This is a genomic window from Nocardioides sp. NPDC092400 (genome assembly GCF_040684155.1).
Classification (GTDB): Bacteria; Actinomycetota; Actinomycetes; order Propionibacteriales; family Nocardioidaceae; genus Nocardioides.
Genome location: NZ_JBFBFJ010000002.1, coordinates 404884 through 430060 on the forward strand (window position 1 = coordinate 404884; position 25177 = coordinate 430060).

General features: G+C 74.1%; 19 protein-coding genes and 1 riboswitch. Of the genes, 18 read left to right on the forward strand and 1 reads right to left on the reverse strand.

Going from position 1 to position 25177, the window contains the following annotated elements:
- Positions 1-2 precede the first annotated feature (2 nt).
- The 9 genes from AB0N29_RS09460 to AB0N29_RS09500 all read left to right on the forward strand — a co-directional run bounded on the left by AB0N29_RS09460 (position 3) and on the right by AB0N29_RS09500 (position 12485).
- Complete coding sequence (locus AB0N29_RS09460) at positions 3-608, forward strand: (2Fe-2S)-binding protein (protein WP_364866093.1); 606 nt, start codon at positions 3-5, stop codon at positions 606-608.
- A complete protein-coding gene (gene cutA, locus AB0N29_RS09465; protein ID WP_364866096.1) occupies positions 605-3007 on the forward strand; it encodes an aerobic carbon-monoxide dehydrogenase large subunit in 2403 nt (800 codons plus the stop codon). The genes AB0N29_RS09460 and cutA overlap by 4 nt, the downstream gene beginning before the upstream one ends.
- Entirely contained in the window at positions 3004-3669 is a 666-nt protein-coding gene (locus tag AB0N29_RS09470; protein WP_364866099.1) for a carbon monoxide dehydrogenase subunit G, read from the forward strand. The genes cutA and AB0N29_RS09470 overlap by 4 nt, the downstream gene beginning before the upstream one ends.
- Entirely contained in the window at positions 3666-5051 is a 1386-nt protein-coding gene (locus tag AB0N29_RS09475; RefSeq protein ID WP_364866102.1) for an amidase, read from the forward strand. The genes AB0N29_RS09470 and AB0N29_RS09475 overlap by 4 nt, the downstream gene beginning before the upstream one ends.
- A gap of 478 nt (positions 5052-5529) precedes the next feature.
- On the forward strand, positions 5530-7590 hold the full coding sequence (locus tag AB0N29_RS09480) for a hydantoinase/oxoprolinase family protein (RefSeq protein ID WP_364866104.1): 2061 nt from the start codon (positions 5530-5532) through the stop codon (positions 7588-7590).
- Entirely contained in the window at positions 7587-9557 is a 1971-nt protein-coding gene (locus AB0N29_RS09485) for a hydantoinase B/oxoprolinase family protein (protein ID WP_364866107.1), read from the forward strand. The genes AB0N29_RS09480 and AB0N29_RS09485 overlap by 4 nt, the downstream gene beginning before the upstream one ends.
- Before the next feature lie 11 nt (positions 9558-9568).
- Positions 9569-10357 carry an NmrA family NAD(P)-binding protein gene (locus tag AB0N29_RS09490; RefSeq protein ID WP_364866109.1) on the forward strand — a complete coding sequence of 263 codons (789 nt, stop codon included), beginning with the start codon at positions 9569-9571 and terminating at the stop codon, positions 10355-10357.
- A 70-nt stretch (positions 10358-10427) separates the two neighbouring features.
- Complete coding sequence (gene arcC / locus AB0N29_RS09495) at positions 10428-11375, forward strand: carbamate kinase (protein ID WP_302269251.1); 948 nt, start codon at positions 10428-10430, stop codon at positions 11373-11375.
- 3 nt (positions 11376-11378) lie between these two features.
- The gene (locus AB0N29_RS09500) at positions 11379-12485 is read left to right on the forward strand and encodes a ring-opening amidohydrolase (protein WP_302269252.1); all 1107 of its coding nucleotides are present in this window, start codon (positions 11379-11381) and stop codon (positions 12483-12485) included.
- A gap of 249 nt (positions 12486-12734) precedes the next feature.
- Here AB0N29_RS09500 and AB0N29_RS09505 read toward each other — a convergent pair whose 3' ends face one another.
- On the reverse strand, positions 12735-13901 hold the full coding sequence (locus tag AB0N29_RS09505) for a CoA transferase (protein ID WP_364866113.1): 1167 nt from the start codon (positions 13899-13901) through the stop codon (positions 12735-12737).
- Positions 13902-13989: 88 nt separating this feature from the next.
- Here AB0N29_RS09505 and AB0N29_RS09510 point away from each other — a divergent pair, with 88 nt between their 5' ends.
- The 9 genes from AB0N29_RS09510 to AB0N29_RS09550 all read left to right on the forward strand — a co-directional run bounded on the left by AB0N29_RS09510 (position 13990) and on the right by AB0N29_RS09550 (position 25176).
- Positions 13990-15468, forward strand: coding sequence for a carboxyl transferase domain-containing protein (locus AB0N29_RS09510; RefSeq protein WP_302269254.1), 1479 nt, complete (start codon positions 13990-13992; stop codon positions 15466-15468).
- A gap of 28 nt (positions 15469-15496) precedes the next feature.
- Complete coding sequence (locus AB0N29_RS09515) at positions 15497-17086, forward strand: fatty acyl-CoA synthetase (RefSeq protein ID WP_364866116.1); 1590 nt, start codon at positions 15497-15499, stop codon at positions 17084-17086.
- Positions 17083-19566, forward strand: coding sequence for an excinuclease ABC subunit UvrA (gene uvrA, locus AB0N29_RS09520; protein WP_364866118.1), 2484 nt, complete (start codon positions 17083-17085; stop codon positions 19564-19566). The genes AB0N29_RS09515 and uvrA overlap by 4 nt, the downstream gene beginning before the upstream one ends.
- A 33-nt stretch (positions 19567-19599) precedes the next feature.
- On the forward strand, positions 19600-19956 hold the full coding sequence (locus tag AB0N29_RS09525; protein WP_364866120.1) for a VOC family protein: 357 nt from the start codon (positions 19600-19602) through the stop codon (positions 19954-19956).
- 107 nt (positions 19957-20063) lie between these two features.
- Positions 20064-21080 (forward strand): YihY/virulence factor BrkB family protein, encoded by a 1017-nt coding sequence (locus AB0N29_RS09530; protein WP_364866122.1) that lies wholly within the window; start codon positions 20064-20066, stop codon positions 21078-21080.
- Between the two features lie 15 nt (positions 21081-21095).
- A riboswitch (cobalamin riboswitch) is annotated at positions 21096-21290 on the forward strand.
- A gap of 58 nt (positions 21291-21348) precedes the next feature.
- Complete coding sequence (locus AB0N29_RS09535) at positions 21349-22245, forward strand: nitrite reductase (protein ID WP_364866124.1); 897 nt, start codon at positions 21349-21351, stop codon at positions 22243-22245.
- Complete coding sequence (locus AB0N29_RS09540; protein ID WP_364866127.1) at positions 22242-22907, forward strand: precorrin-8X methylmutase; 666 nt, start codon at positions 22242-22244, stop codon at positions 22905-22907. The genes AB0N29_RS09535 and AB0N29_RS09540 overlap by 4 nt, the downstream gene beginning before the upstream one ends.
- Positions 22904-24418, forward strand: coding sequence for a precorrin-2 C(20)-methyltransferase (locus tag AB0N29_RS09545; RefSeq protein ID WP_364866129.1), 1515 nt, complete (start codon positions 22904-22906; stop codon positions 24416-24418). Before AB0N29_RS09540 ends, AB0N29_RS09545 begins: the two co-directional genes overlap by 4 nt.
- Positions 24415-25176, forward strand: coding sequence for a cobalt-precorrin-4/precorrin-4 C(11)-methyltransferase (locus AB0N29_RS09550; protein ID WP_364866131.1), 762 nt, complete (start codon positions 24415-24417; stop codon positions 25174-25176). Before AB0N29_RS09545 ends, AB0N29_RS09550 begins: the two co-directional genes overlap by 4 nt.
- The last annotated feature ends 1 nt before the right edge of the window (position 25177 follow it).

The following is a 25177-nucleotide window of genomic DNA, read 5'->3' on the forward strand; positions in this document are numbered from 1 at the left end:
CCGTGGCTGAGAACACCGCTGAGAAGATCCACGACGTCCGGCTGGAGGTGAACGGCGTGACCCACGCCGTCGCCGTGCCGGCCCGACGCCTGCTGTCGGACGCCCTGCGCCAGGAGTGCGGCCTGACCGGCACGCACGTCGGCTGCGAGCACGGCGTCTGCGGCGCCTGCACCGTGCTGGTCGACGGCCGGCCGGTGCGCAGCTGCCTGATGTTCGCCGTCTCGGCGGTGGGCAGCGAGATCACCACCGTCGAGGGCCTTGCCGAGCCGGACGGGTCGCTCAACCCCGCCCAGCAGGCCTTCCGCGAGTGCCACGGCCTGCAGTGCGGCTTCTGCACCCCGGGCTTCCTGACCACGGTCACGGCCGGGATCAAGGAGAACCCCTGCCCGACCCACGACGAGGCCCGCGAGATGATCGCCGGCAACCTCTGCCGGTGCACCGGCTACCAGAACATCGTCAAGGCGGTCGAGCGTGCGGCGGAGATCGCGCGCGGCGACGCGCCCGCGGCCGCCCCGCCGGAGGGCGACGACGGCGGCCTCGAGGCGGCGACCGGTGAGACCGAGGTCGCCCGCGACGACGACGCATCGACGACGGGACTGGGCGCATGACCACGAAGCTGATGGGTGAGGCCGTCCAGCGGGTCGAGGACGACCGGCTGGTCCGCGGCGGCGGGCAGTACGTCGACGACATCGACCTCGGCGCGCTCCACCTCGCCGTCGTCCGCAGCCCCCACGCGCACGCCCGCATCCGCTCCGTCGACGTCGACGCCGTGCTGGACGTCGAGGGTGTCCACGCCGTGTGGACCTACGACGACCTCGACGGCGCGATGGCCGAGCCGCTGCCGCTGCTCATCCCGCACCCGACGCTGACCCACGGGCGCACGCAGTACGCCCTGGCCCGCGACGAGGTCAACTACGTCGGCGAGGCGATCGCGATCGTCGTCGCCGACGACCGCTACGTCGCCGAGGACGCCGTCGGCCGGGTCGTCGTCGACTTCGAGCTGCTCCCCGCCGTCGTCGGCGTCGAGGCCGCGCGCGCCGCGGAGAACCTCGTCCACGACGACGTCCCCGGCAACATCGCCGCCCGCTCGGTGCAGCAGAACGGCGACGCGGAGGCCGGGATCAAGGCCGCCCCGCACACGCTCTCGCTGGACTTCGACATCGAGCGCAGCGCCTGCATGCCGATGGAGGGCCGCGGCGTCACCGCGCGCTGGGACACCGCCAACGGCCGGCTGCAGGTGTGGACCTCCACGCAGACCTCGACCGGCGTCCGTGCCGCGGTCGCCGCCAAGCTCGGCCTCGACCTGCTCCAGGTCGACGTCATCACCCCGGACGTGGGTGGCGGCTTCGGCGTCAAGATCAACCACCCGTGGCCCGAGGAGCTGCTGGTCTCCCTGGCCGCGCAGCGCCTCGGCCGTCCGGTGAAGTTCACCGAGGACCGCCGCGAGCACTTCATCTCCTCCGCGCACGAGCGCGCCCAGCTGCACCACGTCGACGTCGGCTTCGACGACGAGGGCCGCCTGCTCGGGCTCGACGTGCGGTTCTGGCACGACCATGGCGCCTACACGCCGTACGGCCTGATCGTCCCGATCAACGCCTCGACCCAGCTGGTCGGGCCCTACAAGACCGGCCCCTACCGGGTCACGTTCGACTCGCTCTACACCAACACCGTGATCGTCACGCCGTACCGCGGGGCGGGCCGTCCGCAGGGCTGCTTCGTCATGGAGCGGACGATGGACGCGATCGCGGCGTACCTCGGCAAGGACCGCGCCGACGTCCGCGAGGTCAACCTGATCCAGCCCGACGAGTTCCCCTACGACCACGGCCTGGTCTTCCAGGACGGTCGCGAGACGATCTACGACTCCGGCGACTTCCCGGCGATGCTGGAGAAGATCAAGACGCTGGTCGGCTGGGACGACTTCGAGGCCTACCGCTCGGAGATGGCCGCGCAGGGCCGCCGCGTCGGCATCGGCCTGGCGGCGTACGTCGAGGGCACCGGCGCCGGCCCCTACGAGGGCGCGCACGTCAACATCGAGAGCTCGGGCAAGGTCAAGGTCGCCACCGGCCTGACCAGCCAGGGCCAGGGGCACCAGACCGCCTTCGCGCAGATCGTGGCCGACGAGCTCGGCGTGCCGTTCGAGGACGTCGAGATCACCACGGGCGACACGCGCCGGATGGCGTACGCCGTCGGCACCTTCGCCTCGCGCGCCGCGGTGATGAGCGGGTCGGCGATCCACCTCGCCGCCAAGCGCGCCAAGGAGAAGGTGCTGCGCCTGGCCTCCGACGCCCTCGAGGCGGACCCCGAGGACCTGCAGATCGTCGACGGCGTCGTCTCGGTCAAGGGCTCCCCGGGCACCTCGATCAACCTGGGCACGGTCGCGGTGCTGTCCAACCCGCTGCGCTACGCCTTCGACGAGGCGTCGAAGGCCGCGACGCAGTTCTCGGTCGGCGACGCCACCAAGCCGCCGGTCGCCGAGGACGACGAGCCGGGCCTGGAGGGCAAGGACTTCTACTCGCCGATCCGCTCGACCTTCGCCTCCGGCATGCACGCCGTGATCGTCGAGACCGACCCCGACACCGCCGAGATCACGATCCTCAAGTACGCCGTCGTCCACGACTGCGGCACGGTCATCAACCCGATGATCGTCGAGGGCCAGATCCACGGCGGCGTCGCCCAGGGAGTCGGCGGGGCGCTCTACGAGAAGATGGCCTACGACGAGTCCGGCCAGCTGCTCAACGCGTCCTTCATGGACTTCCTGATGCCCTACGTCACCGAGGTCCCCGACTCGATCGAGATCGACCACCTCGAGACCCCGTCCCCGCTCAACCCCCTGGGCATCAAGGGCGCCGGCGAGGCCGGCGTCATCCCCGGGTCGGCCGCCATCGCGGCCGCCATCGAGGACGCCGAGGGGCTCCCCATCACCGCCATGCCGATCTCGCCCTCGGAGCTCTTCGAGCTCCGGGCGAGGCACGCCTCGGCCACCACGACTCCTGAGGAGAACCGATGAAGATCGCCGGCCAGAACACCATCGCCGCCCCCGTCGAGAAGGTGTGGGAGGCGCTGCTGGACCCCCGCGTCCTCGTCGCCACCATCCCCGGGTGCGAGCAGCTGCAGACCACCGGTGAGAACGCGTACGCGATGACCGTCAGCGCGGGCGTCGCCGCGATCAAGGGCACCTACAACGGTGCCTGCACGCTCTCGGACCTGCAGCAGCACGAGTCGCTCACCATGGGCCTCAAGGGCGCCGGTGCGCCGGGCACGATCGACGCCACCGTCGGCGTGACCTTCGCCGGCGAGGGCGACCAGACCGTCCTGAGCTACGAGGCCGACGCGGTGGTCGGCGGCATGATCGGCGGCGTCGGCCAGCGGATGCTGACCAGCGTCTCGCGCCGGATGGCTGCGGAGTTCTTCGGCAACGTCGAGAAGGTCATCGCCGAGGGCCTCCCCAGCGCCGTTCCTGCCGCCGCTCCTGCGGCCGCCGGCGAGGCCCCCGCCGCGGCCGCGGCCGGCGGTGCCGCCGCCGAGCAGGGCGTCTTCGCGCCCGCGCCGAAGCAGAGCCGGGTCCCCGCCGCCGGCGGCGACCAGTCGTTCCTCGCCGGGGTCGCCCTCGGCGGCGCGCTGGTGCTCGCCGGCGTCGTCGTGGGCGGGCTGCTGGGCCGTCGCCGATGACCTCGGTCGACTCGACCGCCCGGGAGATGGCCGCGGCGGTGCGCCGTCGCGAGATCTCCGCCCGCGAGCTGCTCGACCTGCACCTGGACCGGATCGCCGAGCGCAACCCCGAGCTCAACGCGATCGTCTCGCTCGACGAGGAACGGGCCCGCCAGGGCGCCGCCGCGGCCGACGAGGCGCTGGCCGGCGGCGCGGAGGTCGGCCCGCTGCACGGGCTGCCGTTCGCCTTCAAGGACACCCACGCGGTGGGCGGGTGGCGCACGACGTACGGCTCGACGCTGCGCGCGGACCACGTGCCCGACCGCGACGAGCTGCTCGTGGAGCGGGTGCGCGGGGCCGGCGCGGTGACGATCGGCAAGACCAACGTGCCGGAGTTCGCGGCCGGGTCGCACACGTTCAACAAGGTCTTCGGCACCACGCTGAACCCGGTCGACCCGAGCCGCTCCGCCGGCGGGTCGAGCGGTGGCGCGGCGTGCGCGCTGGCCTCGGGCATGGTGCCGCTCGCCGACGGCTCGGACATGGGCGGCTCGCTGCGCAACCCCGCGTCGTTCTGCGGCGTCGTCGGCATGCGCCCGAGCCTGGGCCGGGTGCCGGAGTGGCCGCTGTACAACCAGTGGGAGACCACCTCGGTCGGCGGCCCGATGGCCCGCAACGTCGCGGACCTGGCGCTGCTGCTCTCCGTGTTGGCCGGCCCGGACGCCCGGGCCCCGCAGGCGCTGGGGGACCCGGGCGCGACGTTCGCCGACCCCCGGCCGGCGTCGCTGGGCGGCCTGCGGGTGGCGCTCAGCACCGACCTCGGCGGCGCGTTCGAGGTCGACCACGAGGTCGCGGCGGTCGTCGAGGCCGCCGGCCGCTCGCTCGCCTCGGCGGGCGCCGCGGTCTCGGGCGCCCACCCCGACCTCGGCCTGGCCGAGGACACCTTCCGCACGCTGCGTGCCTGGCACTTCCAGGCCAAGCTCGGCCCGCTGCTCGCCGAGCACCCGGAGGCGTTCAAGCCGTCGCTGGCCGACAACATCCGGGCGGGGGAGTCGCTCACCGGCGCGGACGTCGCCCGGGCCTACGCCCAGCGCACCGCGCTGTCGGAGACGATGCGGGAGTTCTTCGGCTCCTACGACGTGCTGGTGCTGCCGGTCTCGCAGGTGCCGCCGTTCCCGGCGGACCAGGAGTTCCCCTCCGACATCAACGGCCGGCCGATGGAGACCTACCTGGACTGGATGCGGTCGGCGTACTTCATCACCGTCACCGGCTGCCCGGCCATCTCGGTCCCCGCCGGCACCACCCGCGACGGCCTCCCCGTCGGCGTCCAGCTCGTCGCCCCCCACGGCGCCGACCTGCGGCTGCTCGAGGTCGCCCGCGCCGTCGAGGAGCTCGTCGCTCCCTGACCCGCGCCTGTTGGTCGAGCAGGGAGGCGCGCCAGCGCCGAGCGTCGTCGAGACCCGGTGAGGTGCCCGCGGTGCTGGGGACGGTCGCCGGTCTCGACGACGGCTCGCCAGGGCTCGCCTGCTCGACCAGCGGGCGGGCTCTGTTGGTCGAGCAGGGAGGCGCGCCAGCGCCGAGCGTCGTCGAGACCTGGTGAGGTGCCTGCGGTGCTGGGGACGGTCGCCGGGTCTCGACGACGGCTCGCCGGGGCTCGCCTGCTCGACCAGCGGGGAGGTGAGGTGCTTGCGGCGCTGGGGACGGTCGCGGGGTCTCGACGACGGCTCGCCAGGGCTCGCCTGCTCGACCAGCAGTACGTCGCCTGCTCGACCAGCGGCACGCCGTCGGCAGGGTCTGCCGACGATCTGCCGATCTGTCGGCAGAAGATGACGTCGTCCGGGGTCCCTCCCGGTGAGTTGAATGTCCGTCATGACAGCAAGGCGGATGAGGATCGGCATCGACACCGGCGGCACGTTCACCGACGTCGTGGCCTTCGACGAGGACAGCGGTGCGGTGGTCACCACCAAGACCCCGAGCACGCCGGCGAACCCGGCCGACGGGTTCCTGGCTGGCATCGACAAGGTGCTGGACCTGGCCGGGGCGAGCTTCGACGACGTCGTCGCGGTCAGCCACGGCACGACGGTCGCGACCAACCAGCTGCTCGAGGGCAAGGTCGACGCGCTCGGCTTCGTGACCACCGAGGGCTACGAGGCGATGCTCGAGATCGCCCGCCAGTCGGTGCCCGACGGCTACGGCAACTCCTACTTCTGGGTCAAGCCCGACCGGATCGTCCCCCGCGACATGGTCAAGGGGGTCGGCGGTCGCCTCGACCACACCGGCGCGGAGATCCGCCCCTTCGACGAGGACGGCGCCCGCCACGTCGCCCGCTGGTTCAAGGACCAGGGCATCGACACCCTCGGCGTGTGCTTCCTGCACGCCTACGCCAACCCGGCGCACGAGGAGCGGATGCGCGAGATCCTCGCCGAGGAGCACCCCGACGCGGTCGTGTCGATCTCCAGCGAGGTGCTGCGCGAGTACCGCGAGTACGAGCGCTCGATGACCACCCTCGTCGACGCCGCGGTGAAGCCGAAGCTCTCCCGCTACGTCAACAACATCAAGGACCGCCTGGCCGGCCAGAGTGGCCGCACCATCCCGTTCTACGTGATGAAGTCCAACGGCGGCGTGCTCTCGGCCGACGAGGTCGTGCACCAGCCGATCACCACCGTGCTCTCCGGCCCGGCCGCGGGCGCGCTCGGCGCGGCCCTGATCGCCAAGGTCGCCGGCTTCGACCGCGTGCTGACCTCCGACGGCGGCGGCACCTCGACCGACGTCTCCGTCGTGATCGACGGCGAGCCCACGCTGACCACCGAGGGCAGCGTCGGCGTCTACCCCTCCAAGATCCCGATGATCGACGTCGTCACCGTCGGTGCCGGCGGCGGCTCGATCGCCTGGCTCTCCCCCGAGGGCACCCTCAAGGTCGGTCCGCACTCGGCCGGCGCCGACCCGGGCCCGATCTGCTACCGCAAGGGCGGCAGCGAGGTCACGATCACCGACGCGCACGTCTTCCTCGGCCGGATCCCCCCGCACCTGCTCGGCGGCGAGATCCCGCTCGACGTCGACTCCGCCTCCTCGGCGATCCAGGAGCTGGCCGGCAAGCTCGGCATCACGCCGGAGGCCTGCGCCACCGGCATCCTGGAGATCTCGGCGTGGAACCAGGCGAACGCCCTGCGCCAGGTCACCGTCAAGCGCGGCCTCGACGTCCGCGACTTCACGCTCACGACGTTCGGCGGCTCCGGCTCGCTGCTGCTGTGCCGCCTGATGGACATCCTCGGCGTCCCGACCGTCCTCGTCCCGCCGAACCCGGGCAACGTCTCGGCGTTCGGCCTGCTCACCGTGGACGTCAAGAACGACTACGTGCAGACCCACGTCGCGCTCCAGGACGACCTCGACCCGGCCGTCCTCCAGCGCGAGTACGACGTGCTCACCGAGCGCGCCGCCGCGGCGCTCGCCAAGGAGGGCTTCGACCCCGAGCAGCACGTGTTCGTGCGCACCGCCGACGTGCGCTACTTCGGCCAGGCCTTCGAGGTCCGGGTCACGGTGCCCGAGGGCCCGGTGACCGCGGAGACGCTGGCCGCGGTGGCCGAGCGGTTCCACGCCGAGCACCACACGCTCTACGGCTACGACTTCGCGCAGGACCCGACCCAGCAGGTCGAGGTCGTCAACCTGCGCGTCTCCGGCGTCGGCCCGATCCGCCGCCCGGAGATCCCCAAGGCCCCGACCGACAAGGCGGCCCCGGAGCAGACCGGCACCCGCCAGGTCTGCTTCGACGCCGACGCCGGGTACGTCGAGACGCCGGTCTACTGGCGCCCCGACCTGCCCGCCGGCCAGGTGCTCGCCGGCCCGGTGATCATCGAGGAGTTCGGCTCGACCGTGCCCATCCACCCCGGCTTCACCGCCCGGGTCGACGACTACGCCAACATCGTGGTGACGAGGAGCGACGCATGACCACCGACACCCACCCGGGCACCTTCGCCGGTGCTCCGGACCTCGGCAGCCGCCGGGCCCCGACGCAGTTCCCCTTCGGCCCGCTGACCGACGACGCCGGTCGCGGCGCCGACCCGGTCCTCGTCGAGATCGTGCAGGGCTCGCTCGCCGCGGTCGAGCACGAGGTCGAGACGGCCATCGCGCGGACCAGCCGCAGCCCGATGATCCGCGACGCGCACGACTTCCGCGCCGGCATCCACGACCGGAAGCTGCGCAAGCTCACCGGCCGGTCGTACTCCGCCCTGGTGCACCCGGTCGCGCGTGACTTCCCGATCGAGGACATGAAGGAGGGTGACGTCTTCTTCCACAACGACGTCTACCTCTCCGAGGGCGGGATCGGCCACCTCCCCGACCTCTGCGTCACCGTGCCGGTCTTCGCCGGCCCGGAGGGCGAGCGTCGCGTGGTCGCCTTCGTCCAGGCCTTCGGCCACCACGACGACATCGGCGGCGCGGTGCCGGGCTCGATGCCCTCGCACGCCACCAGCGTCTACGAGGAGGGCCTCGCGGTCCCCCCGATCAAGCTGTGGGACGCCGGCGTCCCCAACCGGTCCGCCCTGGCGATCATGACCCGCAACTCCCGCATGCCGGAGTCGCTGGCCGCCGACCTCGACGCCGAGTGCTCGGCGTGCCTGATGGGCGCCCGCCGGCTCGGCGAGCTCTTCGACCGGTACGGCGTGGAGACCGTCGAGGCCTGCTTCGACGCGATCATCGACCGCTCGACCGAGACCTACCGGCGCGAGATCCTCTCCAAGATCCCGGTCGGGACCTGGACGTGGGAGGACTACGCCGAGCACGACGGCGTCGACGACCCGCAGCTGCACACCCAGCGGATCACCCTGACCCGCACCGCGGCCGACGACCCCGACGGCGAGCGCCTGGTGCTCGACTTCGCGGGCACCGGCCCGCAGGCCAAGGGCCCGATCAACCACTGCGGTGACTACTCCGACGGCGTCTTCCTCAAGAAGTGGCTCGCGCCGATCCTGCGCAACCTCGCCGACACCCCCGAGCGGATGGCCGAGCTCGACGTCAACGAGGGCGTCGTGCCGCTCATCGAGATGCGCTTCCCCGAGCCGGGCACGCTGCTGACGCCGATCTTCCCGGCGCCGACGAACGCCCGCACGTTCGTGATCCTGCGCCTGCTCGGCGTGCTCGCCGGCGTGATCGCCAAGGCGGTCGACGGCAAGATGCCGGCGGACCAGGAGACGATCCGCTACACCGGCGTGTACGGCGAGGACCTCGAGGGCCGTCCGTACCTCATGCGCGAGGTGCTCGGCGGCGGCTCGGGCGGTCGCTACTACGCCGACGGCGAAGACACCATCCACGTCGTCCCCGACAGCCGGAACCTCCCGACGGAGTTCACCGAGTCGCGCTTCCCGTTCCTCGTGGAGTCGCTCAGCCTCGCCGTCGACTCCGGCGGCGCCGGCCAGTTCCGCGGCGGCCTGGGCTACGAGAAGCACATCCGCATGCTCAAGGACGCGCACTTCATGTCCATCGCGGACCGCTCGATCCTGGCCTGCTGGGGCGTCAAGGGCGGCAAGGCGGGCACGCCGTTCCAGGTCACCATCGACCCCGACGGCCCGAACGAGCGCGAGGTCGACGCCCTCGCCGACTCCGAGCCGGTGAAGGCGGGGGAGACCATCCGCATCCGCACCACCGGTGGTGGCGGCTGGGGCAACCCGCTGGACCGCGACCCCGAGCTCGTCGTCCGCGACGTGCGCTGGCGCAAGGTCTCCCCGGCCGCGGCGCTCGCCGACTACGGCGTGGTGCTGACCGGCTCGGTCGACGACGACACGCTGTCGTACGACGCCGAGGCGACCACCGCGGAGCGCGCGGGCCGGCCGGAGCCGGTCGACGCGTTCTTCGACCGGGGCCCGGGCTACGGCACCCTCGCCGGTGGCGCCGCCTCGGCCGAGGTCGACCACCTCTGAGGCAGGACCCGATGCACGTCGCCGTCCTCGGCGGTAACGGCAAGACCGGTCGCGCCGTGGGCGCGGCCCTGGCCCGGGCGGGTGCCACCGCGCACCCCCTGGGCCGGGCCGCGTTCGGCGACCTCCCGGCGGCGCTCGCCGGGGCCGACGCCGTCCACGTCATCGCGCCGAACCTCCACCCCGACGAGCCGGCGTACGTCGCCACCGTGCTCGACGCCGCGGTCGCCGCGGGGGTCGACCGGGTGGTCCACCACTCGGTCGCCTCGCCGTACGCCCCCGCCATGCCGCACCACCTCGGCAAGGCCGTCGCCGAGGACCTCGTGCGGCGCTCCGGGCTGCGCTGGACGGTCCTGCAGCCCTGCGCCTACGTGCAGAACTTCGTGCCTGCCCTGCGGTCGGGCGGGGACCTCGAGGTGCCGTACGCCGTCGACACCCCCTTCGGGCTGGTCGACCTGCACGACGTCGCCGAGGCCACCGCGGCGGTGCTGACGACCGACGGGCACGCGGGTGCGACGTACGAGCTCGGCGGCCCGGCGCTGGTGAGCGTCGCCGACGTCGCCGCCGCTGCCGCCGACGTGCTCGGCCGGCCGGTGGCGGCGCGCCGCACCGATCCGGAGGCGTGGCGGGGCGAGGGGCTCGACGCCCGCGAGCAGGAGTGGCTGCGGGCGATGTTCGCCTACTACGACCGGCACGGCCTGCCGACCGGGCCGCTGCCGCTGGCCGCGCTGCTCGGGCGGGAGGGCCGGGCGCCCACCTCCCTGCGGGCCGCGCTGGCCCGCGACCTCGCTGGCACAAGTTGACAGCGCTCGCGGGTCGCGTCGGCGGATCCGCACGATGAACGAGGGTGAGCCCACTCACTAGGTTCGACGCATGAGACTTCTCCTCGCGCTGGGCGGCAACGCGATGACCTCCCCGGACGGCAGCGCCCGTCCGGAGGACCAGATCGCCGCCGCCGAGAAGGCGATGGAGGCCGTCGCCGACCTGGTCGCCGAAGGTGTCGACGTCATCGTCACCCACGGCAACGGACCCCAGGTGGGCAACCTCCTCGTCAAGAACGAAGTGGCCGCGCACGTGGTGCCCCCGGTCCCGCTGGACTGGTGCGGCGCGCAGACGCAGGGCACCATCGGCGACATCCTGGTCAACGCCCTCGACCGCGCCCTCGGCCGCCGGGGGATCGACCGGCCCTCGGCCGCGCTGGTGACCCGCACCCGCGTCGACGCCGACGACCCGGCGTTCCAGAAGCCGAGCAAGCCCGTCGGGCGCTACCTGCCCGAGGACGAGGCGCGCCGGATGATGGAGCACGGCGAGACCTGGGAGGACCGCGGCGAGCGCGGCTGGCGCCGGGTCGTGGCCTCGCCCGAGCCGCTCGAGGTCATCGACGCCCCCGCGGTCGTCGCCCTCTCCGACGCCGGCTTCGTCGTCGTCGCCAACGGCGGCGGCGGCATCCCGACGGTACGCCGCGACGACGGCTCGCTCGCCGGCGTCGAGGCCGTCATCGACAAGGACCTCGGCGCCGCGCTCCTGGCGCGCGCGATCGAGGTCGACATGCTCGTGATCGCCACCGACGTGGCGCACGCCGTCCTCGCCTTCGGCACCCCCGAGGCCGAGGACATCGGCGAGGTCACGCTGTCCCAGATGCGTGAGCACGCCGCCGCCGGCCACTTCGCCGGCGGCTCCATGGGCCCGAAGGTCGACGCCGTCTGCCGGTTCGTCGAGCACTCCGGCCGGCCCGGTGTCATCACCGACCTCGGCACCATCGTCGCAGCCGCCAACCGCACCGCTGGGACGATCGTCGTCCCCGACCGAAAGGAAGCCTGACCCATGCCTTCTGCCATCGAGGTCCGCAAGGTCCCGATCCACTCCGTCGCCGACGCCTCGGAGCTGGCCAAGCTCATCGACGGGGGCGTCTTCGCCGCCGACCGCGTCATCGCGATCATCGGCAAGACCGAGGGCAACGGCGGTGTGAACGACTACACCCGGATCATCGCCGACCGTGCGTTCCGCGAGGTGCTCGTCGAGAAGGGCGCCCCGGCCGACCAGGTCAAGCAGGTCCCGATCGTGTGGTCCGGCGGCACCGACGGCGTGATCAGCCCCCACGCCACCATCTTCGCGACCGTGGACGTCCCCGAGGACGACCCGACCCGCCAGGAGCAGCGCCTCACGGTGGGCTTCGCGATGAGCGAGGCGATCCTCCCGGAGGAGATCGGCTACACCGCGATGATCAAGAAGGTCGCCGACGGCGTGAAGGTCGCCATGGAGCGCGCCGGCATCAGCGACCCCAAGGACGTCCACTACGTCCAGACCAAGACCCCGCTGCTGACCATCCACACCATCCGCGACGCCCACAGCCGCGGCAAGGAGGTGTGGACCGAGCACACCCACGAGTCCATGGACCTCTCCAACGGCGTCACCGGCCTCGGCATCGCGGTCGCCCTCGGCGAGATCGACATGCCCTCCGACGAGGACGTCATGAAGAACCGCGACCTCTACTCCTCGGTCGCCTCCTGCTCCTCCGGCGTCGAGCTCGACCAGGCCCAGATCGTCGTCGTCGGCAACGCCACCGGCGTGGGCGGCCGCTACCGCATCGGCCACTCGGTGATGAACGACGCCCTCGACCAGGACGGCATCTGGGCCGCGATCAAGGACGCCGGCCTCGACCTCCCCGAGCGCCCGCACCACACCGACCTCGACGGCAAGCTCGTCAACGTCTTCCTCAAGTGCGAGGTCTCCGGTGACGGCCAGGTCCGCGGCCGCCGCAACGCCATGCTCGACGACTCCGACGTGCACTGGCACCGCCAGATCAAGTCCTGCGTCGGCGGCGTGACCGCTGCGGTCACCGGCGACCCGGCCGTGTTCGTCTCGGTCTCCGCCGCCCACCAGGGCCCCGACGGCGGCGGCCCGGTCGCCGCGATCGTCGACCTCGGCTGACGGCTGCTGCCGGCTCCTGACCGGCTGACCCGCGCACGCGGCGTACGCGAAGGGCCCGACCGATCCGGTCGGGCCCTTCGTCGTGCTCGTGGGTCTGGGTCGGGTGGGCAGGGCTCAGCGGCGGGGATCGGGATAGTCACGGACGTTTCTGCCCTCCGGTGGGTCCGTGAGGGGCAGGAACGTCTGTGACTATCCCGCCACGGAGGATCGACGCCAGAGGCAGCGCCAGCGGCGAGCCGGCCCGGGGCCTCAGGCCTCGTCGAGCCAGGCGCGCACGGCGTCGTTGTGCTGGCCGAGGGTGGGCGGGGCCTGGTGGGTCTCGCGGCCACCGGAGTGGGCGTTGTCGTCGAAGCGGAGCGGCGAGCCGGGCAGCTGCACCGGGCCGAGGGTGGGGTGGTCGACGTCGAGGAGCAGGCCCTGGGAGAGGGTCTGGTCCCACGAGTAGACGTCGTCGAGCGAGCGCACCTTGCCCGCGGGGACGCCGGCGGCGTCGAGGCGGGCGAGGACGTTCTCGGCGTCGAGGTCGGCGAGGAGCCCCTCGATCACCTCGATGAGCGCGTCGCGGTTGGCGACCCGCTCGGGGTTGGTCGCGAACCCCTCGCCCGCCGGGTCGATGTCGAACTCGCGGGCGAAGGCCTGCCACAGCTTCTCGGAGCCGCACGCGATCTGCACGGGCGCGGTCCGCGAGCGGAACATGCCGTACGGCGCGATCGAGGGGTGGTGCCCGCCGGCGAGGCCCGGGACCTCCTTGGCGACGGTCCACTTGGTGCCCTGGAAGGCGTGCACGCCGACCATCCCGGCGAGCAGCGAGGTGTGCACGACGCGGCCCTTGCCGGTGCGCTCGCGCTCGTAGAGGGCGGCGACGACGCCGTACGCGCCGTTCATGCCGGCCAGCAGGTCGGCGATCGGGACGCCGACCTTGGTGGGCTCGGTGAGGCCGGTCAGCGACATCAGGCCGCCCTCGCCCTGGGCGATCTGGTCGAACCCGGAGCGGGTCGCCTCGGGGCCGTCGTGGCCGAAGCCGGTGATCTGCAGGACGACCAGCCGCGGGTTGAGCTCGTGGAGCCGGGAGACGGGGAAGCCGAGCCGGTCGAGCACGCCGACGCGGAAGTTCTCCATCAGCACGTCCGCGCGCTCGACGAGCCGGGCGAGGACGTCCTGGTCCGCGGGGTCCTTGAGGTCGAGGGTGATCGACTCCTTGTTGCGGTTCGCCGAGAGGAAGTACGTCGACTCCCGCGACGCGTCGGGGTCCTCGGGGTCCATGAACGGCGGCCCCCAGCTCCGGGTGTCGTCACCGGTGGGGCTCTCCACCTTGATCACCCGGGCGCCGAGGTCGCCGAGCATCATCGCGGCGTGCGGCCCGGCGAGGGCGCGGGTGAGGTCGAGGACCAGGACATCGTCGAGCAGTGCGGACATGCCTGTGACGCTACTGGTACTGCCGGGGCCGCTGAATGGCAACTCTTGCCACGGCGGTGATCACGCCGTTGCACATAGCGTCGGGGTCGTGACCGTACGCCGCCCGTCCGCCCGTCAGCTGATCGAGCTCGTCCTGGACGAGGGGTCCTGGACCTCCTGGGACAGCCGTCCCGTGCGCGAGGGCATCTCACCGGAGTACGCCGCGGAGCTCGCGGCCGCGGAGGAGAAGAGCGGGGTCGACGAGTCCGTGCTGACCGGCGAGGGCCTGATGCGCGGCCGCCGGGTGGCGGTCATCGTCTCGGAGTTCCGCTTCCTCGCCGGGTCGATCGGCCGCGACGCCGCCGACCGGGTGGTGGCGGCGGTCCGGCGGGCGACCGCCGAGGGCATCCCGCTGCTGGCCGCCCCGGCCTCCGGCGGCACCCGGATGCAGGAGGGCACGCCGGCGTTCGTCCGGATGGCCGGCATCTCCGCCGCCGTCGCGGCGCACCGCGCGGCGGGGCTGCCGTACCTCGTCTACCTCCGCCACCCCACGACCGGCGGCGTGATGGCCTCGTGGGGGTCGCTCGGCCAGGTGACGGTGGCCGAGCCGGGCGCGCTCGTCGGCTTCCTGGGCCCCCGGGTCTACGAGGCGCTCTACGGCGAGAAGTTCCCCGAGGGTGTCCAGACCTCGGAGAACCTCCACGCCCACGGCCTCGTCGACGCCGTCGTCGAGCCCGAGGAGATCGCCGACATCCTCGACCGCGCGCTGACCGTGCTGCAGGCCCGCCCCGCGGCGGACGTGCCCGCGACCGAGCAGCCCGACCTGCCCGAGCAGGACGCGTGGGACGCGATCGTGCGCTCGCGCCGCCCCGAGCGTCCCGGCGTCCGCCGGCTCCTGAAGTACGCCGCCACCGACGTCGTCCCCCTCAACGGCACCGGCCAGGGGGAGACCGACCCCGGGCTGCTGCTCGCGCTCGCGCGGTTCGGCGACGCGCCGTGCGTGCTGCTCGGCCAGGACCGCCGCGGCCAGACGCCCGACCGCCCGCTCGGACCGGGTGCGCTGCGCGCCGGTCGGCGCGGGATGCGGCTGGCCGTCGAGCTCGGCCTGCCGCTCGTCACCGTCATCGACACCCCGGGGGCCGCTCTCAGCAAGGCCGCCGAGGAGGGCGGGCTGGCCGGCGAGATCGCCCGGTCGCTCGCCGACCTGGTGACCCTCGAGGCGCCGACGCTGTGCCTGATGCTCGGCGAGGGCAACGGCGGCGCGGCGCTCGCGCTGCTGCCGGCCGACCGCGTCGTGGCCGCCCAGCACGCGTGGCTCTCGCCGCTGCCGCCGGAGGGCGCGAGCGCGATCGTCCACCGCGACACCGACCACGCCGCCGACATGGCGCGGGCCCAGCACGTGCGTGCCCAGGACCTGCGCGACCTCGGCGTGGTCGACCGGATCGTCCCCGAGCTGCCCGACGCCTCGGAGGAACCCGTTGAGTTCTGCCGCCGGATGGGCACGGTGCTGGAGGAGGAGCTCAGCCGGCTCTTCCACGCCGACGTGGCCACGCTGGTCCCGCGCCGCGCGGAGCGCTACACCGGCTGACAGCAGCGCCGACCAGGAGGAGAGCCCCGTGCCCGACACCCCGACCGCCGACCAGGACCTCGACGTGCGGGTCGCCCGGGGCAACGGGCTCGGCGACGTGCTCCGGCGCAGCGCCGCCCGCCGCCCCGACAAGCCGGCGATCGTCGACGGCGCCACCACGCTGACCTACCGCCGGTTCGACGCCGTGGTCGACGCCGTGGCCTGGTCGCTGGAGCGCGACGGCATCGGCGCCGGGGACCGGGTGGCGCTGCTGAGCCGCAACAGCTGGGAGTTCGCGGCGCTGGCCTGGGGCGTCGCGCGGCGCGGCGCCGTGCTGGTCCCGGTCAACTTCATGCTGACCGCCCCGGAGGTCGCCTACCTGCTCGGCGACGCCGAGGTCTCGCTGGCCTTCGCCCAGGACGCGTTCGCCGGCGTGATGACCGAGGCGCTCGAGACCGCCGATCTCGCCACGGCGCCCCTGGTGACGATCGGGACGGGCGGCACAGGCGGCGGGACGGGCGGCTCGCGCACGTTCGACCAGTGGCTCGAGGACGCACCGGCCGGCTGGGAAGCGCCGTACGTCGACGACGACGCGCCGGTGCGGATCATGTACACCTCCGGCACCGAGTCCCGGCCGAAGGGCGCGATGCTCTCCAGCCGCTCGCTGGTCGCGGAGTACACCAGCTGCATCGTCGACGGCGGCATGTCGGCCGACGACGTCGACCTGCACACGCTGCCGCTCTACCACTGCGCGCAGCTGGACTGCTTCCTCGGCCCGGACCTGATGCTCGGCGCGACCAGCATCATCCTGCCCGCCCCCGACCCGGCCGCGGTGCTGGCCGCGATCGCCGAGCACGGGGTCACCAAGTACTTCGCGCCGCCCACGGTGTGGATCTCGCTGCTGCGCAGCCCGGCCTTCGAGGACACCGACACCTCGACCCTGCGCAAGGGCTACTACGGCGCCTCGCCGATGCCGGTCGAGGTGCTCCGCGAGCTGCTCGAGCGGCTCCCGGACGTCGACCTGTGGAACTTCTACGGCCAGACCGAGATCGCCCCGGTCGCCACGATCCTGCCCCCGCACGAGCAGCTGGAGGCCGCCGGCTCGGCGGGGCGCCCGGTGCTCAACGTCGAGACCCGCGTGGTCGACGACGAGGGCCGGCCGGTGCCGACCGGCGAGGTCGGCGAGATCGTGCACCGCACCCCGCAGGCGACGCTGGGCTACTGGCGCAACCCGGAGGGCACGGCCGCGGCGTTCCGCGGCGGCTGGTTCCACTCCGGCGACCTCGGCGTCCTCGACGAGCACGGGCGGCTCACGGTGGTCGACCGCAAGAAGGACATGATCAAGAGCGGCGGGGAGAACGTCGCGAGCCGCGAGGTCGAGGAGGCGCTCTACCTCCACCCCGACGTCTCCGAGGTCGCCGTCTTCGGCGTCGCGGACCCGAAGTGGATCGAGGCGGTCGTCGCCGCGGTCGTGCTCAAGGAGGGCGCGACCGCGACCGCCGCGGACCTGGTCGAGCACTGCCGCGGCCGGCTCGCGGCGTACAAGTGCCCCAAGCGGATCGAGCTGCGCCCGGCGCTGCCGAAGAACCCCAGCGGCAAGATCCTCAAGCGGGTCCTGCGCGACGAGCTGGCCGGGTGAGCGCCGACGCGAGCGGGCTGGACGGCTGCGTCCGGGTCCGGGGGGCGAGCGAGCACAACCTGAAGAACGTCGACGTCGACCTCCCGCGGGACGCGATCGTGGCGTTCACGGGCGTGTCGGGGTCGGGGAAGTCCTCGCTGGCCTTCGGCACGCTGTACGCCGAGGCGCAGCGCCGGTACTTCGAGTCGGTGGCGCCGTACGCCCGCCGGCTGCTGCAGCAGGTCGGCGTGCCGCACGTCGAGGAGATCACCGGACTGCCGCCGGCCGTCGCGCTCCAGCAGCGGCGCGGGGCCGCCAGCTCGCGCTCGACCGTCGGGACCATCACGACGCTCTCGAACCTGCTGCGGATCCTCTACTCGCGCGCCGGCAACTACCCCGACGGCGCGGAGCACCTCGCGGCGGAGGCCTTCTCCCCGAACACCGCCGCCGGCGCCTGCCCGGAGTGCCACGGCGTCGGCGTCACCCACGACGTGGCCGAGGACCTGCTCGTGCCGGACCCGTCGCTGAGCATCCGCGACGGCGCGATCGCCGCGTGGCCGGGCGCCTGGCAGGCGCACAACCTGCGCCGGATCGTGAAGAACCTCGGCATCGACGTCGACCGCCCCTGGCGCGACCTGTCGGCCGAGGACCGGCACTGGCTGCTGTTCACCGACGAGCAGCCCTCGGTGCTCATCCGCCCCCAGGACAAGGACGGCGGCGGCGGGCGCGACTACATGGGGACCTTCCGCAGCGCCCGGCGGCACGTGCGCCAGACCCTCGCGGGGTCGGCCAGCGAGAAGATGCGCGAGAAGATGCTGCAGTTCGTCCGCAGCACCACCTGCCCCACCTGCGGCGGCAGCGGCCTGCGGCCGGAGGCCCTCGCGGTCACCTTCGCCGGCGTCTCGATCGCGGAGGCGAACGCGCTGCCGTTCACCGAGCTCGCGGCGCTGCTGCGCCCGCAGGCCACCGGCGACCCCGACGACGCCGCCGTGCGGATCAGCGCGGACCTGGTCGCGCGGATCGAGGTGCTGCTGGACCTCGGGCTCGGCTACCTCTCCCTGGGTCGCGGCTCGACCACCCTCTCGCCCGGCGAGGCCCAGCGGCTGCGGATCGCCACCCAGCTGCGGTCGGGCCTGTTCGGCGTCGTCTACGTCCTCGACGAGCCCTCCGCCGGGCTGCACCCCGCCGACGCCGAGCCGCTCCTGACCGTGCTCGACCGGCTCAAGGCGGCCGGCAACACGCTCTTCGTCGTCGAGCACGACATGGACGTCGTACGGCGCGCCGACTGGGTCGTCGACATCGGTCCGGCCGCGGGCGAGGGCGGCGGGCAGGTGCTCTACTCCGGCCCCGTCGCCGGGCTCGAGGACGTCGGCGAGTCCCTGACCAGCGCCCACCTCTTCGGCCGCGTGCCGCGGCTCGAGCACGAGCCGCGCGAGCCGTTGGGCCGGATCCACCTCGGCGGCGTCACGCGGCACAACCTCGACGACGTCGCCCTCGACCTGCCGCTCGGTGCGTTCACCGCGGTCACGGGCCCCTCGGGGTCGGGCAAGTCCACGCTGGTGGTCCAGGTCCTCGCCGAGGTCGTCCGCCGGCACCTCGGCGTCGCCGCGCCCGCGCCGGAGGACGGCGACGAGGGCGATGGGCCCGGGCCCGTCACCGGCCACCTCGACGTCCGCGAGGCCACCGGCCTGGACGCGATCGACCGGCTGGTGCTGGTCGACCAGCGGCCCATCGGCCGGACCCCGCGGTCCAACCTGGCGACGTACACCGGGCTCTTCGACGCCGTGCGCCGCCTCTACGCCGCGACGCCGGAGGCCAAGGCGCGGGGGTACGGCGCGGGCCGGTTCTCCTTCAACGTCGCCGAGGGCCGCTGCGAGACGTGCCAGGGCGAGGGGTTCGTGTCGGTGGAGCTGGTGTTCCTGCCCAGCACCTACGCGCCGTGCCCGACCTGCCACGGCGCGCGGTACAACGCCGAGACGCTCGAGGTGACCCACCGCGGCCGCAGCATCGCCGACGTGCTGGCGATGCCGGTCGACGAGGCCGCGGAGTTCCTCGCCGACGTGCCCGTGGCGGCGCGCGGGCTGGAGGCGCTGCGCGAGGTCGGGCTGGGCTACCTGCGGCTGGGGCAGCCGGCGACCGAGCTCAGCGGTGGCGAGGCGCAGCGGATCAAGCTGGCCACCGAGCTGCAGCGGGCCAACCGCGGCCACACGCTCTACGTCCTCGACGAGCCGACCGCCGGGCTGCACCCCTCCGACACCGCCCGGCTGCTGGGCCAGCTGCACCGGCTGGTCGACGCGGGCAACACCGTCGTCCTCGTCGAGCACGACCTCGACACGATCGCCACCGCCGACTGGGTCGTCGACCTCGGTCCCGGCGGCGGCGACGAGGGCGGCCGGGTCGTCGCGACGGGCACCCCGCGGGAGGTCGCGGACGCCGGGGTGGGCGCGACCGCGCCGTACCTCGCCCGGCGGCTGGCGGACGCCTCCACCCCGGACCGGTGACGAGCGGGGGTGGTCGGGTCTAGCGTCGGGCCCATGGCCATCGCCCGCTTCCCGAGCGTCGTGCTCGACTGTCCCGACCCGGCCGCGCTGGCGGCGTTCTACGGCAAGCTGCTCGACTGGAAGGTGGAGACCTCCGAGGGGTGGGCCGACGTCCGCGCCGACTACGGCCAGTGCCTGTCCTTCCAGCAGGTCGAGGGGTACGTCGCCCCCGAGTGGCCCGGCCAGCAGGTGCCGCAGCAGATGCACCTCGACGTCGTGGTCGACGACCTCGACCAGGCCGAGGGCCAGGTGCTCGAGCTGGGGGCGACCAAGGCCGAGCAGCAGCCGGGCACGACGTTCCGGGTCTTCCTCGACCCCGCCGGGCACCCGTTCTGCCTCTGCGTGGGCTGAGCCCCGCCCCAGCCACCCACGACGACGACCGCCGCCCGGCTACCGCGCCGCCGAGCCGGGTAACGAGTCGGCGGGGCCGTGCGGGGCTGCGACGGGAGGGGTGGGCGATGGGCGCCACCGGTCTGCCCCCGAGCGTCGAGCACGAGGGGCGTCCCCTCGGCCGCTGGGACGCCTGGCAGCGCCGGCACCCGGTGGTGGCGCTCCCGCTCGCGGTGGTCTACAAGTTCTTCGACGACCAGGGCGCCTACCTCGCGGTCCTGATCACCTACTACGCGTTCGTGTCCGTGGTGCCGCTGCTGCTGCTCGCCACGTCCATCCTCGGCTTCCTGCTGCAGGGCGACGCCGAGCTGCGGGCGCAGGTCCTCGACTCGGCGGTCGCGAGCTTCCCGGTCGTGGGCGACCAGCTCGGCCGGCCGGAGGGGCTGCAGGGCTCGGTGGCCGCGATCGTCGTCGGTGGGCTGACCGCGCTCTACGGCTCCCTGGGGCTCGGCACCGCGCTCCAGAACGCCGTCAACACCACCTGGTCGGTCCCGCGCAACAGCCGGCCCAACCCGTTCCTCGTGCGGGTGCGCAGCCTGGTCCTGCTCGCGACCGGCGGCCTCGCGCTCGTCGCGCTGTCGGTCCTCGCGGCGCTGAACCGGGTCCTCGCCGCCCGGCTCGGCGGGTCCGCGGCGCTGCAGTGGGGGCTGACGGTGGCGCTGGTCGGCGTGGTCGCCGCCATCCTGGCCGTGATGCTCTGGGTCGGCGGCGGCCGGCGCCAGCGGCTGCGCACCGCGGTGCCCGGCGCGGTGCTGACCGCGGTGCTCTGGCAGGTCCTGCAGGTGGTGAGCGCCTCGGTCGCCTCGGAGGCGGGCAGCCAGGCGTCGTCGATGAACCAGACCTTCGGCCTGGTGCTGGGCCTCCTCGCGGTCACCTACGTCGCCGCCACGTCGGCCGTGCTCGGCATGGAGCTCAACGTCGTGCTGCGCCGCCGGCTGTGGCCGCGCGCGCTGCTGACCCCGTTCACCGACGCGGTCGACCTCACCGACGCCGACCGGCGGGCGTACGCGGCGTACGCGCGGGCCCAGCGGCACAAGGGGTTCGAGACCGTCGAGGTGACCTTCCAGGAGGACCGGGAGGACTGAGACCCGCGCGGACCGGTATGGTCCGCGGCAGCCAGTCGTACTCCCACGTGGGGTCAGGGAATCCGGTGTGAATCCGGAGCTGACGCGCAGCGGTGAGGGGACGGGACGGACACGCCGGCAACGGCAGCCACTGGGGCCCTCGGGTCCTGGGAAGGCGTCCACTCCCGGTTGATCCGAGTCCGAAGACCTGCTGGCCCTGACGACGCCCGTCGTCGGGTCATCGAGGGTCCCGCGCACTGGACCCGGACTCGAGCAAGGTGAGCCCCCGGTGGACCGGTACCGACCAGACCGCTGCCCTGGCGTCCTGCGCCCCTGGCCCGCGGCCGACGGCCTCCTCGTCCGGCTGCGCCCGGCCGGCGGCCGGCTGCCGGCCTCCTCGCTGCGCGCGCTCGCCGCGGTCGCCGAGCGGTACGGCGACGGCCGGGTGCACGTGACCGGGCGCGCCAACCTGCAGGTCCGCGCGCTGCCCGCCGAGCCCGGCACCGAACGGCTCCCGGCCGACGTGCTGGCCGGCCTCGAGGCGACCGGCCTGCTGCCCAGCCGCGCCCACGACGTCGCCCGGAACCTGATGGCCTCCCCGCAGACCGGTCTCGCAGGCGGGCGCGCCGACCTGCGCCCGGTGGTCGACGCCCTCGACGCCGAGCTGCGGGCCGACCCCCGGCTGGCGTCCCTGCCCGGCCGCTTCCTGCTCGTCCTCGACGACCGGGGCGACCTCGCCGACCGCTCCTGCGACCTGGGCGTGGTCGCGCTCGACACCGAGCGCGGGCAGCTGCGCGTGGGGGAGACCTGGGGCCCGGTCGTCGCTCTCGCCGACGTCCCGCGGCTGCTCGCCGACCTGGCCCGGCGGTTCCTCGAGGTCCGCGGCGACGGCCCGGACGCCCCCTGGCACGTCGCGGAGCTCGCGCCCGGCGTACGGCTGGTCGACCCGCAGCCACCCCACCCCGACGTCCCGCCCCCCGCACCCGCCCTGCCGTACGGCGCGGTGCCCGGCGGCGTCCACGAGCCGGTGCCCGACGAGGGCCTGGACCGCGCCGCCGTCGAGCGGCTCTGCGCCGCCGCACCCGTCCTCGTCGTCACGCCGTGGCGCGGCGTCCTGATCCCCGAGCCGATCCCCGAGCCGATCCCCGAGCCGATCCCCGAGCCGATCCCCGAGGAGACCCGATGATCACGCCTCGCCGGCCCCGGCGCCGCTACGACTACGTCGACCGCGGCCCGGCCATCTACGACGACTCGTTCGCGACGATCCGCCGCGAGGCGGACCTGTCGGCGGTGCCGCCCAGCGCGGAGCGGCTCGCTGTGCGGATGATCCACGGCAGCGGCCAGGTCGACCTGGCCGAGGACCTCCTCGTCGACCCGCGGCTGGTCCCGGCGGCGCGCGCCGCGCTCGAGGGCGGCGCGCCGATCCTCTGCGACGCCACGATGGTCGTCCGCGGGGTCACCCGCAGCCGGCTGCCCGCCGACAACCAGGTGCTCTGCATGCTTGAGGACCCGCGCGTGCCGGGCCTGGCCGCGGAGTGGGGCACCACCCGCACCGCCGCCGCCGTCTCGCTCTGGGAGCCGTGGCTGGAGGGCGCCGTCGTCGCGATCGGCAACGCCCCGACCGCGCTCTTCCACCTGATGGAGCTGCTCGTCGACGGCGCGCCGCGGCCGGCCGCGATCGTCGGCTGCCCGGTCGGCTTCATCGGCGCGGCGGAGTCCAAGCAGGCGCTCGTCGACCTGGCCGCCGACCACGGCATCGACGTCCCGTACGTCACCGTCCGTGGCCGCCGCGGCGGGTCCGCGATGACCTCCTCCGCGCTCAACGCGATCGCCCAGGAGGAGGAGTGAGGACCGGCCGCTTCGCCGGCGTCGGCGTCGGCCCCGGCGACCCGGAGCTGATCACCCGCAAGGCCGCCCGGCTCATCGAGCAGGCCGACGTCGTGGCGTACCACGCCGCCGCCGGCAAGCGGTCCAACGCCCGCCGCATCGCCGCCGAGCTGATCCCCGACGGCGTCGTCGAGGAGGAGCTGACCTACCCGGTGACGACCGGGACCACCGACCACCCCGGCGGCTACGCCGGCGCGCTCGCGGAGTTCTACGAGGCCTCGGCCGCGCGGCTGGCGGCGCACCTCGACGCCGGTCGCGACGTGGTGCTGCTGGCCGAGGGCGACCCGCTGTTCTACGGGTCCTACATGTACATGCACGACCGGCTGGCCGCCCGCTACGAGGCGGAGGTCGTGCCCGGCGTGCCCGCGTTCCTGGCCGCGACCGCGACGGTGGCCAGCCCCCTGGTGCGCCAGACCGACGTGCTGACCGTGCTGCCCGGCACGCTGCCCCAGCCCGAGCTCGCCCGGCGCCTCGCCGACACCGACGGCGCGGTGATCATGAAGCTCGGCCGCACCTTCCCCGCGGTCCGCCGCGCGCTGGCCGAGGCGGGCCGGCTCGACCACGCGCTGTACGTCGAGCGGGCCTCGATGCCCGAGGAGCAGTGGCGGCCGGTGGCCGAGGTCGACGAGGCGACCGTGCCGTACTTCTCGCTGGTCGTCGTCACCGGCGACAGCCTCAACGGCCGGCGCTCCCGCGACCTCGCCGCTCCCGCGCCCGCTGCGGTCGGCCGGGCCGAGCGCGGCGCCGCGGAGCTGCTCGTCGTCGGCCTCGGGCCCGGGCCGGAGGGGTGGCTGACCCCGGAGGCGTCGACCGCGCTCGCGGAGGTCGACCACGTCGTCGGCTACGGGCCGTACGTCGCACGCGTGCCGCAGCGGGCGGGCCTGACCCGGCACGCGTCGGGCAACACCGTCGAGGTCGACCGCGCCCGGCTGGCCCTCGACCTGGCCTGCCGCGGCGAGCGCGTCGCGGTCGTCTCCGGCGGGGACGCCGGGGTGTTCGGGATGGCCGCGGCCGTGTTCGAGGCGGCCGAGGACCCGGCGTACGCCGCGGTGCCGGTGCGCGTGCTGCCCGGGGTGAGCGCGGTGCAGGCCGTCGCGGCCCGGGCGGGTGCCCCGGTGGGCGCCGACTTCGCGGTCATGAGCCTCTCGGACCGGCTCAAGCCGTGGGAGGTCGTCGAGAAGCGGCTGCGCGCGATCGCCGAGGCCGACCTCGTGCTGGCCGTCTACAACCCCGCCTCGCGCAGCCGCACCGACCAGGTCGCCACCGCCCGCGCGGTGCTGCTCGAGCACCGCGCGCCGGAGACCGTGGTCGTCGTCGGGCGCGATGTCGGCCGGGCCGAGGAGTCGCTGACCGTGACCACCCTCGGCGAGCTCGACCCCGCCTCGATCGACATGAAGTGCCTGCTGATCGTCGGCGCCTCCTCGACGCGGGTGTCGCCGGCGGGCGTGTGGACGCCGAGGTACGTGCGATGACCGGCCACCCCGCGGTCCACTTCGTCGGCGCCGGGCCCGGCGCGGCCGACCTGCTCACCCTGCGGGCCGCGAGGCTGCTGGCCGAGGCCGACCTGGTGCTCTACCCGGGCACCTACCTCGACCCCGACGTGCTCGCCCACTGCGGCCCGCGCGCCCGGCTCGTCGACACCCAGGACCTCGACCTCGACGCGATCACCGCCCACCTCGTCGCCGGTGCGCAGGCGGGGGAGGCGGTCGTCCGGCTGACCTCCGGCGACCCGTCGCTCTACTCCGCGCTGCACGAGCAGACCCGACGGCTCGACGCGGCCGGGGTCGCCTGGGACGTCACGCCGGGCGTGCCGGCGTACGCCGCCGCGACGGCGCTGGTCGGCCACGAGCTCACCGTCCCGCACGTCGCCCAGTCCGTCGTGCTCACCCGCACCCGCGCACGGTCCACGCCGATGGGGGAGGGCGAGTCGCTGACCGCCTTCGCCGCGACCGGCGCCACGCTGGTGCTGCACCTGGCGATCACCCGCACCCGCGAGCTGGCGGCCGAGCTGGCCCCCGTCGTGGGCGAGGACTGCCCGGTGGTCGTCGTGCACCGCGCCAGCCAGCCCGAGGAGCTCGTGCTGCGCGGCACGGTCGGGTCGATCGCGGACCAGGTCGAGGAGGCGGGCCTGCGCCAGGCGGCCGTCGTCCTGGTCGGCCGCGCCCTCGGCGACGCCCGCGACGGCGGGGAGTCGTTCCTCTACAGCCCCGACCGCGAGCGGAGGCGCTGAG